At 40.5% G+C, this 12,750-nt stretch carries 9 protein-coding genes and 1 pseudogene; 3 read left to right on the forward strand and 7 right to left on the reverse strand.

The window, feature by feature from the left end:
- Window positions 1-62: 62 nt before the first annotated feature.
- Entirely contained in the window at window positions 63-1,055 is a 993-nt protein-coding gene (locus tag BacF7301_RS13320; RefSeq protein ID WP_167963512.1) for a YeiH family protein, read from the forward strand.
- A 110-nt stretch (window positions 1,056-1,165) separates the two neighbouring features.
- Here the strand turns inward: BacF7301_RS13320 and recA are convergent, their stop codons facing one another.
- The 4 genes from recA to BacF7301_RS13340 all read right to left on the reverse strand — a co-directional run bounded on the left by recA (window position 1,166) and on the right by BacF7301_RS13340 (window position 5,276).
- Window positions 1,166-2,200: a recombinase RecA gene (recA, locus tag BacF7301_RS13325; RefSeq protein ID WP_167963513.1), complete on the reverse strand. Its 1,035-nt coding sequence runs from the start codon at window positions 2,198-2,200 to the stop codon at window positions 1,166-1,168.
- Window positions 2,201-2,223: 23 nt separating this feature from the next.
- Window positions 2,224-2,679: a thioredoxin-dependent thiol peroxidase gene (gene bcp, locus BacF7301_RS13330; RefSeq protein ID WP_073348043.1), complete on the reverse strand. Its 456-nt coding sequence runs from the start codon at window positions 2,677-2,679 to the stop codon at window positions 2,224-2,226.
- Between the two features lie 22 nt (window positions 2,680-2,701).
- The gene (locus BacF7301_RS13335) at window positions 2,702-3,895 is read right to left on the reverse strand and encodes a saccharopine dehydrogenase family protein (protein WP_167963514.1); all 1,194 of its coding nucleotides are present in this window, start codon (window positions 3,893-3,895) and stop codon (window positions 2,702-2,704) included.
- 97 nt (window positions 3,896-3,992) lie between these two features.
- Window positions 3,993-5,276: a hypothetical protein gene (locus tag BacF7301_RS13340; RefSeq protein WP_167963515.1), complete on the reverse strand. Its 1,284-nt coding sequence runs from the start codon at window positions 5,274-5,276 to the stop codon at window positions 3,993-3,995.
- Between the two features lie 144 nt (window positions 5,277-5,420).
- Here BacF7301_RS13340 and BacF7301_RS13345 point away from each other — a divergent pair, with 144 nt between their 5' ends.
- Both BacF7301_RS13345 and dnaK read left to right on the forward strand, forming a co-directional pair.
- Window positions 5,421-6,212: an META domain-containing protein gene (locus BacF7301_RS13345; protein ID WP_167963516.1), complete on the forward strand. Its 792-nt coding sequence runs from the start codon at window positions 5,421-5,423 to the stop codon at window positions 6,210-6,212.
- 327 nt (window positions 6,213-6,539) lie between these two features.
- On the forward strand, window positions 6,540-8,456 hold the full coding sequence (gene dnaK / locus BacF7301_RS13350) for a molecular chaperone DnaK (RefSeq protein ID WP_167963518.1): 1,917 nt from the start codon (window positions 6,540-6,542) through the stop codon (window positions 8,454-8,456).
- A 292-nt stretch (window positions 8,457-8,748) separates the two neighbouring features.
- Here the strand turns inward: dnaK and BacF7301_RS13355 are convergent, their stop codons facing one another.
- The 3 genes and pseudogenes from BacF7301_RS13355 to BacF7301_RS13365 all read right to left on the reverse strand — a co-directional run.
- Window positions 8,749-9,126: a (deoxy)nucleoside triphosphate pyrophosphohydrolase gene (locus tag BacF7301_RS13355; protein WP_167963520.1), complete on the reverse strand. Its 378-nt coding sequence runs from the start codon at window positions 9,124-9,126 to the stop codon at window positions 8,749-8,751.
- 5 nt (window positions 9,127-9,131) lie between these two features.
- Window positions 9,132-12,311, reverse strand: a complete 3,180-nt coding sequence (locus BacF7301_RS13360; RefSeq protein WP_167963522.1) for a DUF3427 domain-containing protein — start codon at window positions 12,309-12,311, stop codon at window positions 9,132-9,134.
- Between the two features lie 167 nt (window positions 12,312-12,478).
- A pseudogene (locus tag BacF7301_RS13365) lies at window positions 12,479-12,748 on the reverse strand (hypothetical protein); the annotation flags it as partial.
- Window positions 12,749-12,750 lie beyond the last annotated feature (2 nt).

A 12,750-nucleotide genomic window follows, 5' to 3' on the forward strand; every position in this document is an offset into this window, starting at 1 on the left:
TTGGCATGTCTTGATTGTTTCCCGTACCTTTGCACCCCGAAAACAATTAAAGATAAAATTATATGATTTCAACAGCTACAAAAACGTTGCAGACAAACAACAAGACAATCTATGTTGCGTTACTTTTTACTTTGACTTTCTTTCTGTTTTTAGATTATATTCCGGGATTGGAAGCATGGTCGGCATGGGTGACTCCACCGGTTGCTCTGTTTCTCGGACTTATTTTTGCATTGACTTGCGGACAGGCACATCCGAAATTTAATAAGAAAACATCTAAGTATTTATTGCAATATTCAGTTGTTGGACTGGGATTCGGAATGAATCTTCATTCGGCTTTAGCTTCCGGTAAGGAAGGTATGGAGTTTACTGTAATTTCTGTTATCGGTACTTTAGTGATTGGTTGGTTTATCGGACGTAAGTTGTTCAAGATAGACCGGAATACCGCTTATCTTATCAGTTCGGGAACTGCTATCTGTGGTGGTAGTGCCATTGCGGCAGTAGGACCGGTGCTGAGAGCGAAGGATAGTGAAATGTCTGTTGCACTGGGCACTATTTTTATCCTGAACGCAATCGCACTCTTTATCTTCCCGATGATTGGTCATGCCTTGAATATGGATCAACAGCAGTTTGGAACATGGGCGGCAATTGCCATCCACGATACAAGTTCGGTAGTCGGTGCAGGTGCAGCATACGGTGAAGAAGCCCTGAAGGTAGCTACTACTATCAAACTGACTCGTGCGCTCTGGATAATCCCTATGGCTTTTGCCACTTCATTTATCTTTAAGAGCAAGGGACAGAAAATCAGTATTCCATGGTTTATTTTCTTTTTTGTATTGGCAATGGTGGTAAATACTTATTTACTGGATGGAGTACCACAATTAGGAATGGCTATCAACGGAATTGCTCGCAAGACATTGACGATTACTATGTTCTTTATCGGTGCTTCTCTTTCTATTGATGTGTTGAAAGCAGTCGGGGTCAAGCCATTAGTTCAGGGAGTTTTGCTTTGGATAGTGATTAGTTTGAGTACGTTGGCTTATATTTATTTTGTATAAAGAGAGGAAACACAAATAATATATATAGAAAAGTGGGAGAATATTCGTGCCATACGATATTCTCCCACTTCCTTTTGATACAGTCTCTGTCCTGAAGATGAGGCTGATTGTTATTTCTTTTTCAGTTCTTCGAAAATCAGTCCTTCCAGTTCTTCCGCAAGCTCTGGATTATCCATGATACATTGTTTTGCTGCATCGCGTCCCTGCCCTAACTTAGTGTCGTTGTAGCTATACCATGAACCACTCTTTTTGATGATTCCCAGTTCAGCACCCAAGTCGATGATTTCACCGGAGTGGGAGATACCTTCACCAAACATGATGTCAAATTCGGCTCTACGGAAAGGAGGAGCTACTTTATTCTTCACTACTTTCACTTTAGTCAGTTTACCAAGAATTTCTTCACCATCTTTGATAGCCTGGCTACCACGAATATCTATACGGACGGAAGCATAGAATTTCAGAGCATTACCACCGGTGGTTGTTTCCGGATTACCGAACATTACACCGATTTTTTCACGCAACTGGTTGATAAAGATACAAGTTGTACGCGTCTTGCTGACTGTACCGGTCAACTTACGTAATGCCTGCGACATCAAACGTGCTTGCAAACCTACCTTATTGTCGCCCATATCACCTTCAATCTCCGCTTTGGGAGTCAATGCGGCAACGGAGTCAATAACAATAATGTCAATAGCGGAAGAACGAATCAATTGCTCGGCTATTTCCAAAGCCTGTTCTCCGTTATCCGGTTGAGAAATCCAGAGGTTGTCTACGTCTACTCCCAGTTTGGAAGCGTAGAAACGGTCGAAAGCATGTTCTGCATCAATGAAAGCAGCGATACCGCCGGCCTTCTGTGCTTCAGCAATGGCATGAATAGCCAATGTCGTTTTACCGGAAGATTCCGGGCCGTATATTTCGATTATTCTACCTCTTGGGTAACCACCTACGCCAAGTGCCACGTTCAAGGCAATAGAGCCTGTCGGGATCACTTCTATCTGTTCAACACTATCGTCACCCATTTTCATGATAGAACCTTTACCGAAGCTCTTTTCTATCTTTTCCATGGCAGCCTGTAAGGCTTTTAGTTTTTCGCTTGATGCCATTTTATTATCTGTTTCAAAATTAAGTTCGTCTTTCTTTGCCATACCTTATTCTATAATTAATGGATTTATTGATTTAAAATCTGTGAGGCATGTTCTTTGGTTTTCACTTCTTTCGGAGTGATAATCCGTTCTACGATTCCTTCTTCGTTAATCAGGAAAGTAGTGCGGAAAGTACCCATATATGCACGTCCGTACAGTTTCTTTTCTCCCCATACGCCAAATTCTTCTACCAACTTCTTGTCTGTGTCGGCAATCAGTGTGAAAGGAAGATTGTTTTTCTCTATGAATTTCTGATGCGACTTTTCATTGTCTACACTGACACCGATTACTTCATAACCGGCTTTACGCAGGTCGGAATAATTATCGCGCAGATTGCACGCTTGCGCTGTACAACCCGATGTGCTGTCCTTCGGGTAGAAATACAGCACAATCTTTTTTCCTTTGTAAGCACTCAAACGGATTTCTTCACCTTTTTCATTGATGCCTAATACTTCCGGTGCTTTATCTCCAACGTTAATCATAACTTTCTTTTTAGTGAATGTCTTACAATTCCAAATCCCGGTCGATTACTTCATGCCAAGGCAAACCCTGTTTGTTCAGTTGCTCCATAAACGGATCCGGATTGAACTCCTCTACATTGTTTACACCCGGACGTTTCCATTCTCCTTTGAAGAACATCATAGCTCCGATCATTGCCGGAACTCCGGTGGTGTAGCTTACTCCCTGCATACCCGTTTCCTTATATGCTTCCTGATGGCTACAATTATTGTAAACATAGTAAGTGCGCTCTTTTCCGTCTTTCAGGCCACGGATACGGCAACCGATGGAAGTTTCACCTTCATAGTTCTCACCTAAATCCTGTGGATTAGGCAATACAGCTTTCAAGAATTGCAGAGGTACAATCTTCACCCCGTTATAGTCGACTTCATCAATACGAGCCATGCCGATATTCTGAATAACACGTAAGTGGGTTAAATATTCTTGTCCGAAAGTCATCCAGAAGCGGGCACGTTTGATAGTCGGGAAGTGTTTCACCAATGATTCCAGTTCTTCGTGATAAAGAAGATAGGAGTCACGGGGGCCGATATTCGGATAAGTCAGGTCTTTATGAATTTCCAACGGGCCGGTGGTTACCCACTTGCCGTTTTCATAATAACGTCCGTTCTGCGTAATTTCGCGGATATTGATTTCCGGATTGAAGTTAGTGGCAAATGCCTTATGATGATTTCCGGCATTACAGTCTACAATATCCAGGTATTGAATTTCGTCAAAATAATGTTTGGCTGCATAAGCCGTATAGATGCCGCTTACTCCCGGGTCGAATCCGCAACCGAGGATAGCTGTCAAACCGGCTTCCTTGAAGCGGTCATGATAAGCCCACTGCCAGCTATATTCAAAATGAGCTTCATCCTTCGGCTCATAATTGGCGGTGTCCAGATAGTTCACTCCAGCTTTCAGGCAAGCTTCCATGATGGTCAGGTCTTGGTAAGGAAGAGCGACGTTAATCACCATTTCCGGTTTGAAATCGTTGAATAAGGCTACCAGTTCTTCCACATTATCTGCGTCGACTTTGGCCGTCTTTATAGTGGGATTCCCTATTGCCTCGACAATTTTGTCGCATTTCTCTTTTGTACGGCTGGCAATCATGATATCTGTAAATACATCGGCATTTTGTGCCACTTTGTGCGCAACGACAGTGCCAACACCGCCTGCACCAATAATAAGAACTCTACCCATTTCTTTAAATTGCGAATTAAAAATTAAGAATATTAGAATTGTTTATGGAGCAAATATACGTGATTATTTTCAGATAATCATTCGTCGATACTCCTTTTTATTTGTATCGCCGCAAGGTACCGTTTTCAAATTCCAGCGTTTTGCCATTATAGAACCAAGTTTCAAAACGATTATCTTTTTTCAACTCGATTTCTACCGGGTCGCCAATAGACAAACGGCATTCTTCGGTGCTCATACCTACTTCCAAGTCACCCCGGGAGATGATCTGCCAACGCTTTTCGGTAATGCCCGGATATTTCTTCTGTATATCTTCAAATCCGAAAAGGTCTTCGATATAATTATCATTTCTGACGATAACATCATATTTCAAGTCGGCTTCCACTTCATAAATGATTCCACCTTTGTCTTTTAATGACAGGATAGCCAGACTGCCGGACGGAGCCAATTTCATCCCTTCTATTTTCAAGACCGTATATCGGGGCAAGTGGACACGCGATTCCATCTGTTTGCCTTCAAGGGATATGCTCCTTTGGGCAGCCAATACCTTTTTAGGATAAACGGTCAGCCCCAGATATTTGTTTTTCAGTCCTTCGATATTATCCGAACTTTTATTGGTAAAGCTGATTGCATTTGGAAAATATTTCATTCTCTTTTCGCCCTGAAAGTCATTCAAATCCATGCCTGAGTTGGTTCGTGAGAGGGCGACTTCGAGATAGTAAGAATGTCCTTGCGTATCTTTAAATACAATTTTGGCAGGGTATGTCTGACTACCGACTCCGACAGCGGTAATTGTTGCTTCGGTATTGACAGCAATAGCTACGTCCCGATAGCCGGAATAACTGTTGGCATCGTCCACGCGGGCAGTTTCGGACTGCACATAGATCGTTTTTCCTATCAACAGATTCTTTGCTGTATCTACATCTTTCAAGTAGACTAATCCGTTAATACATGCGCGGGGATCTTTCTCGCAGATTTCATCCAGCCGCATATTCTTTATATCATAATAGTACTTTTCTCCTTCACACTCAAAAATGAAACGGGTGGAATAGTGCGTGCTGCTTGCTATGTTTTGGGATTTTTCCTCAGTTCCGGTGAAAGTGAGGATTTTGTATTTCAGTGAACTGTTGTCCACTCCCTTATCAGTGTCATATTTGGAAAGGGTAGGCAGAAACATATCCCGTGAGGATGGAGCAAACATGAATTTCATTCCGGGCGTCCATTTACACAAAGGCTGCAACGGGAAGTTGCTTTTGACAAACTGCTCTTCTTCACTTACGGGAATTTCCCGGGTGGAAGGAGTAGTGACAATATAGTCATTTTGTGCTATGATATGAGACGTACCACAACAGAATAAAATCAGAGAGAGAGCGATGATTCTCATATTTATTTACTTTTTGTGAACTATGTAAATTGTTCATTTGTTGTACATTCAATGGCAAATGTATATATTTTATATTGTATTGGGTGTTATTTCCCAATCTTTTTGATATCTTTGCCCCCAATTTAACTTAAACGTTATAACAATATGAAGAAAGTATTAGTTTCAATTTGCATTGCCGGTGCAGCACTTGCAATGTCATCATGCCGTTCGGTTGAGAAGGCAATTCCTTTGTCATCTATCAACGGTGAGTGGAATATTATAGAAGTCAATGGCTCGAAAATAACTCCGGGCGAAAGCAGAACCCTTCCTTTCATTACTTTTGATACTGCAACGGGGCGTGTATCCGGTAGTAGCGGATGTAACCGTATGATGGGTAGTTTCGATGTAAACGCAAAACCGGGAAGCCTTGAACTCGGCGCTATGGCCGGCACCCGGATGATGTGTCCGGATATGACTACCGAGAGAAATGTATTGAGTGCCCTTGCACAAGTGAAAGGATATAAGAAAGCCGGCAAAGACAAACTGTATCTTTGCAATGCGTCCAATCGTCCGGTTATAACTTTGGAAAAAAAGGAGGCTGATGTGAAATTGTCGGTATTGAACGGAGAATGGAAAGTGAAGGAAGTGAATGGCGAAGCAATTCCTTCCGGTATGGAAAAGCAACCTTTCATCGCTTTTGACGTGAAGAAAAAGACGATTCACGGTAATGCCGGATGTAACCTGATAAATGGTGGCTTTGAAACCAGTACAAGCAATGCTAAATCAATCTCTTTCCCAGGTGTGGCAAGCACAATGATGGCTTGTCCCGATATGGAAACAGAAGGCAAGATTCTGAAAGCAATGAATGAGGTGAAATCATTTGATGTATTAGCCGGTGGCGGTATCGGTTTGTATGATGCAAACAGTGCATTGGTTCTTGTTTTGGAAAAGAAATAAATAAGAGTAATCTATATATAATAAGGTATGCCTATGTCGCACATGACGACATAGGCATATTTTTTTTCCGGCATTGAACCAGAGCCGCCTGCATTTGTTTAATGAAGCAGTTACTGATTAGGTCCGGGTGTGACTATGTCAGCAGTGTTTATTTATTAAAACTGTCTTTTTGGCAGATATTATGTCATGCATTCGTATAATTTCTTTTTGGCACACGGTTTGCTTTTTAATAAGCGTCCGTTCGGGACGAAACTTCATGAAAGGAGTGGAGAAACAACCGGACAAAAAGAAATCATTGAATAATAATAAATAAAAAAAATAACGATCATGGGAAAAATTATTGGTATTGACTTAGGAACAACAAACTCTTGTGTTGCCGTATTTGAAGGTAACGAACCGGTAGTAATTGCAAACAGCGAAGGTAAACGTACAACTCCTTCGGTAGTTGCTTTTGTGGATGGTGGCGAACGTAAAGTAGGTGATCCTGCTAAACGTCAGGCTATTACCAATCCGACACGTACAATTTTCTCTATCAAACGTTTCATGGGTGAAAATTGGGATCAGGTACAAAAAGAAGTTGCCCGCGTTCCTTATAAAGTAGTGAAAGGTGAAAACAACACTCCGCGTGTTGACATCGACGGACGCTTGTACACTCCGCAGGAAATTTCTGCAATGATTCTTCAGAAGATGAAGAAGACTGCCGAAGATTATCTGGGACAGGAAGTGACGGAAGCAGTCATCACCGTTCCTGCATATTTCTCTGACTCTCAGCGTCAGGCTACAAAAGAAGCCGGACAGATTGCCGGTCTGGAAGTAAAACGTATTGTAAACGAACCGACAGCCGCTGCTCTTGCTTACGGTCTGGATAAGGCTCACAAAGATATGAAGATTGCTGTATTCGACCTTGGTGGTGGTACATTTGATATTTCTATCCTCGAATTTGGTGGTGGCGTATTCGAAGTGCTTTCTACAAACGGTGATACTCACCTTGGTGGTGACGACTTCGACCAGGTAATCATCAACTGGTTGGCAGAAGAATTCAAGAATGACGAAGGTGCTGACCTGACTCAGGATCCGATGGCTTTGCAACGTCTGAAAGAAGCTGCTGAAAAAGCTAAGATTGAGTTGTCTTCTTCTACAAGCACAGAAATCAACTTGCCGTATATCATGCCGGTAAACGGTGTGCCCAAGCACTTGGTGAAGACTCTGACTCGTGCTAAATTCGAATCTCTGGCTCACGGATTGATTCAGGCTTGTCTTGAGCCGTGTAAGAAGGCAATGAGTGATGCTGGTTTGAACAATGCTGATATTGACGAAGTAATCCTTGTAGGTGGTTCTTCACGTATTCCGGCTGTACAGAAATTAGTGGAAGATTTCTTCGGTAAAGCTCCTTCTAAGGGTGTGAATCCGGATGAAGTAGTAGCTATCGGTGCTGCTGTGCAGGGTGCTGTTTTGACAGACGAAATCAAGGGCGTAGTATTGTTGGATGTTACTCCGTTGTCAATGGGTATTGAAACACTGGGTGGTGTAATGACTAAGTTGATTGACGCTAACACTACCATTCCGGCTCGTAAGAGTGAAACTTTCTCTACTGCTGCCGATAACCAGAGTGAGGTTACTATCCATGTATTGCAGGGAGAACGTCCGATGGCTGCTCAGAACAAATCAATCGGTCAGTTCAACTTGTCAGGTATTGCTCCGGCTCGTCGTGGTGTTCCTCAGATTGAGGTTACATTCGATATTGATGCTAACGGTATCTTGAAAGTGTCTGCAAAAGATAAGGCTACCGGTAAAGAACAAGCTATCCGTATCGAAGCTTCCAGCGGTTTGAGCAAGGAAGAAATCGAAAAGATGAAAGCTGAAGCTGAAGCTAATGCAGAAGCAGACAAGAAAGAACGTGAAAAGATTGATAAGTTGAATCAAGCTGACAGCGTAATCTTCCAGACTGAAAATCAGTTGAAAGAATTAGGCGATAAGTTGTCTGCTGACAAGAAAGCTCCGATTGAAGCTGCTCTGCAGAAACTGAAAGACGCTCACAAGGCTCAGGATTTGGCTGCTATCGATACTGCTATGGCAGAAGTAAATACAGCTTTCCAGGCTGCAAGTGCTGAAATGTATGCTCAAGGCGGTGGTGCTCAAGGTGGTGCACAGGCTGGTCCTGATATGAACGGTGGTGCTGGTCAACAAGACAATAGCAAGCACGGAGATAACGTTCAGGATGCTGACTTTGAGGAAGTGAAGTAAAGATCTAAATAAACAAGTAGTATATAATAGTAAGAGGGTACCCGGTTTCGGATACCCTCTTGCTTCTTTATATAATTCTACTATTTGAAAGATGTTTTTTAGATATAGCCCGATATTATAAACAATATGCCATAGTCTTCTGGGCTGTTCGGATGGTTTTATCTTTATATATTGCTTGTGTGTCGTAATCTTTCCTTTCCAGAATAAATTGTTAGGAACGAGTTGCTTTATCTCTTATTTCAAATTGCTTTGCTATACAATTACAAGATTGTTAACTATAAACTTACTCTATCTATTTTAATATTGGAAGAATCTGTAAATCAGCTGGTAACCATTTTACATTATCTAATTCTTCTTTTGAAAGCCAACATGCAGCTTTATGCTCGTTTAGATTCCAAACATCTGTTAGGAGAGAGCAAAAATAGCAATGCATTGTAAGGTGGAATGAGGGGTAGTCATATTCCACGGTACATAGAAAATTATTCACACTTATATCCGCTGAGAGCTCTTCACGAATTTCACGTACCAATGCATTCTTGGGAGTTTCTGTACCTTCTATTTTTCCGCCAGGAAATTCCCACCAATCTTTCCATTCTCCATATCCTCTTTGAGTGGCAAGAATTTTATCTCCCTTAGAGATGATGGCAGCAACAACTTCTATTTTCTTCATAATATTTATATAATTTCCTTCATTCTTGCAAAATGCATTACACAGCCAGGAATTGGTTCAATCATATTCCAAACTATTTGCATCTGCTTTCGAGTACCTAAGTTTTTGTACTCCCATTTTTTCAGTGTAACACGTCCCAAATAGACATACCCCATTGTGCGTGATTTGTCTTCCATAAAGTTTTTCTGTTCGCGAACAAACAAAAGCATTGTTTGCGTTTGGTTGATATATGCTTTTCCTTCATTGGACTCTGGTTTTACACGATTCTGTGTATCCCATTGAAACAGGTAGGGAGAAAGTGCTTTGTCGTCATAATCTGTTGTAGATCCTTCTTCGCGATTTTTAATAATATCGACAAACATTGCTTCTAGTTTCAATTCCTTGTTACGTTCTACTCCTTCGCGAGATGGAGATTTTCTTTCAATTGTAGACGTTCCTATGGCTACTTGAATTTGAGCTTTTGTATATACTCCATGTAATTTTAATGGGAAATTAGGCAACATTGAATTATCCGATTTTTCATATGCCTTGTTTCTTTGAAGTAACAGTATTATTATTTCTTTAAGTTCTATACAGAAATAATGGTCGGCTGCAAATTCATCCACCATTTTCTGAAGATTGTCAAAATATCCTGCATTTTCAAATAAATCATAATAGAACATCAATAGACGTTTTTGGTCGACAGGAGTCAGCATATCTACCTTTATCTTAAAATCTTTCTGCACCAGATCCTTAATAAAACTTAGATAGCTATACGAATCTGTAGCTAACCATTTACGAAGTACAGCACGGCGTAGTTCTGTATTGAATCGGGACTGTTGATGTTCTATTCCAGTTTCATACAAAAGTTGGTTCCATGTCCTGTCACGATATAATTTATTTAAGGGAATCTGATATATCCTGACAAAATTGGTAAGCGTAAGTGGTACAGAATGATGTCTCTCAAAATTTTGTACTAATGAAATGATATGTTGTGTAGTAAATCGTTTTATTGCCCCCTTGATGTTTCTTATAATATACTCCTTGGCCTTTAGTTCAAGTGTAATTTTACATCCCAAGGGTAAGTGAGGACAGTTGCGTTCCATTTCTTCCTCCACACTCATTGATGTTCGCCCGATTATTGCACGCATACGGTCTGTATAATTAAATTCAGTACGACAGTTTCCAACATAATCAAAAATATCCACATGAGTTTTTTTCTCTGCCTTACGTAGACCACGTCCGAACTGCTGAATAAACACGGTGAGACTCTCTGTTGGACGAAGGAATAAAATGGTATCTACTTCGGGAATATCTACTCCCTCATTGAACATATCCACTACAAACAAGTAGTTGATCTCTTTGTTCCTTAATTTCCTGTATAATATTGCACGCATCTGAGCATTTTCGCTAGTCAGTACATCTGCTTTCAATCCACATAGCGTAAATTTTGCTTCCATATATTTGGCATGTTCCTGGTCAACACAGAAGCATAATGCCCTAACGTTACTGATATTGGATTTAGTTAGGTATGTTTCTAAAGATCTCAATATAACACCGGTACGAGCATCATTATATGTATATATACGTGAGAGTTCTGATGCCACATATTGCCCTCTGTTCCATGTCACTTCAGAATAGTCCACCGAATCTGTTATTCCGTAATAATGAAACGGGGCTAATAGTCCCTTATTCAAAGCATCGTCAAGGCGAATCTCCGCAGATATGGTTCCATCAAAGTCTTGTGTAATGTCATAACCATCCATTCGCTCTGGTGTTGCAGTCAAACCTAAGAGTATCTTTGGTTTGAAATAATCTATAATTTTTCGATAAGACCCTGCAGCCACGTGGTGCACCTCGTCAATGACAATATAGTCATAATAGTCTTCTGGTAGATGCAAATCATTCAAACGATTGTTTAACGTGTCCTTGGAAGCAAACACATGTTCATAATTGGCTGGTTCTTTGCCTCCATACCATTTCTCACCAAAGTTGTAATCACAAAGTACTTGTTGAAATGTCCGTAGACTTTGTCTTAGGATTTCTTCACGATGGGCTACAAACAACAAACGTGCCCGTTCGTGGCTATTAGCAAATATCTTATAATCGCTCGCTGCCATCACTGTTTTGCCTGTACCTGTTGCAGCTATTACAAGATTTCGCCAGTGCCCTCTCACCTTACGCTCCATCTGTAAGCTTTCCAATATTTCTTGTTGGTAATCAAACGGACGTATCAATTGAAGTATATTAAAGTCAATTTCGTTATCCGAATTTTCGTCAAGGGCAGCTTTTAGTCGTATGTCATCTTCGCCGTTTACAAAAGTCTCATAGCCTTCAGCCCACCATGAAGCATCAAAAGCTCCTATAATGGTTTTCATCATACGAGGTTGTTCCATTTGAGTCACTTTAACGTTCCACTCAGCACCCGTATCAAGAGCCTGCTCAGACATATTTGACGAGCCTATATAAGCTGTGTTGAAACCAGTTTCACGCAGAAAAACATAAGCTTTTGCATGTAGGCGCTCTGATGTTTCGTCGTAAGTTATTTTGATTTCAGTATTTTTTAGGGCTGCTAATTGCTTTATTGCTTCAAAATCAGTAGCTTTCATGTAAGTAGTAGTTATTATTTTTAGCAAGCCTCCTCTGTTGGTAAATTCCTTCAGTTGTGGTAGCAGTAATGCAAGACCACGTTTTTTGATGAACGATACCATTAGGTGGATTTCGTTAGCAGAACATATTTCCTTTTGTAGTTCTGTATACAATTTGACGCCTTTGCCAGTAAACAGTTCTCCATTTATGAACCCCTTAATAGGTATTATTTCTTCTAACCGTTTAGATAAATTTGGATAATCGGATTGCGTCTTGTCGATAACAGCTGTTAGAATCTTGGCTTGCGCCGACACAAGATTTCCAGATTCCAAATGAAAATCTTTTACCAGTTTGCCGATAATGGCATTGGTCAAATCAATACTTTTTTTTAAGGCTTGTGTTTTTGTAGCCTCTTCATTTGCCTCTATGTCAGTAGCTGTGTCAACCACATTCATTAGCATTTGTTCGAAGATGCCACTTAGGTACAGAGAGAGCAGTTTTACTACTTCATTCTTTTCAATAGTTCGTTCTCCGATATAAAAACGGGTTTGGTCAATCGAAGAAATTTTCTTTTCAAACAATTGATTGATAATTTGCTCGTATATTCCTAATTTCATCAGCATTGTTTTTATTTTTTTATTTTAGCACTTCAAGAGTAAATCTCAGATTTCTAAATTGATATTTTTAATATATATATCGAAAAACGATTTTATATTGAATTATATATCAAAATGAGTCCAAATAAACTTACTTGTAATTGTTGTCTTTTTCCCTTCTCACCCTAATTCTCCAATTCTATGTTCTTGTACTTAAGCGCATTGAATTTCAGCAGAGCAGCAATATGCATGCAGAAATATCCTGCTGCAATATCGAATGTTTGGACAATCAGATAATTGTCTTTTGAGTTTTGGCTGGGTAATTTATCCGTATGCCCACAAATGGGATAAAGCACTACATATCGCGTTTTATGGTTTACTTGCGGCAAAGAGGTAAATAAGAAGGCGATAAGCAGGACAGTTATTATAACATCGAGTGGTTTGAGAAGTATTCCCATAT

The organism is Bacteroides faecium, from assembly GCF_012113595.1.
Taxonomy (GTDB): Bacteria; Bacteroidota; Bacteroidia; order Bacteroidales; family Bacteroidaceae; genus Bacteroides; species Bacteroides faecium.

Excerpts from the sequence above, each read along its gene's own strand:
- BacF7301_RS13320 (WP_167963512.1), top strand. The coding sequence starts at position 63 with ATGATTTCAACAGCTACAAAAACGTTGCAGACAAACAACAAGACAATC.
- recA (WP_167963513.1), bottom strand. The coding sequence starts at position 2,200 with ATGGCAAAGAAAGACGAACTTAATTTTGAAACAGATAATAAAATGGCA.
- bcp (WP_073348043.1), bottom strand. The coding sequence starts at position 2,679 with ATGATTAACGTTGGAGATAAAGCACCGGAAGTATTAGGCATCAATGAA.
- BacF7301_RS13335 (WP_167963514.1), bottom strand. The coding sequence starts at position 3,895 with ATGGGTAGAGTTCTTATTATTGGTGCAGGCGGTGTTGGCACTGTCGTT.
- BacF7301_RS13340 (WP_167963515.1), bottom strand. The coding sequence starts at position 5,276 with ATGAGAATCATCGCTCTCTCTCTGATTTTATTCTGTTGTGGTACGTCT.
- BacF7301_RS13345 (WP_167963516.1), top strand. The coding sequence starts at position 5,421 with ATGAAGAAAGTATTAGTTTCAATTTGCATTGCCGGTGCAGCACTTGCA.
- dnaK (WP_167963518.1), top strand. The coding sequence starts at position 6,540 with ATGGGAAAAATTATTGGTATTGACTTAGGAACAACAAACTCTTGTGTT.
- BacF7301_RS13355 (WP_167963520.1), bottom strand. The coding sequence starts at position 9,126 with ATGAAGAAAATAGAAGTTGTTGCTGCCATCATCTCTAAGGGAGATAAA.
- BacF7301_RS13360 (WP_167963522.1), bottom strand. The coding sequence starts at position 12,311 with ATGAAATTAGGAATATACGAGCAAATTATCAATCAATTGTTTGAAAAG.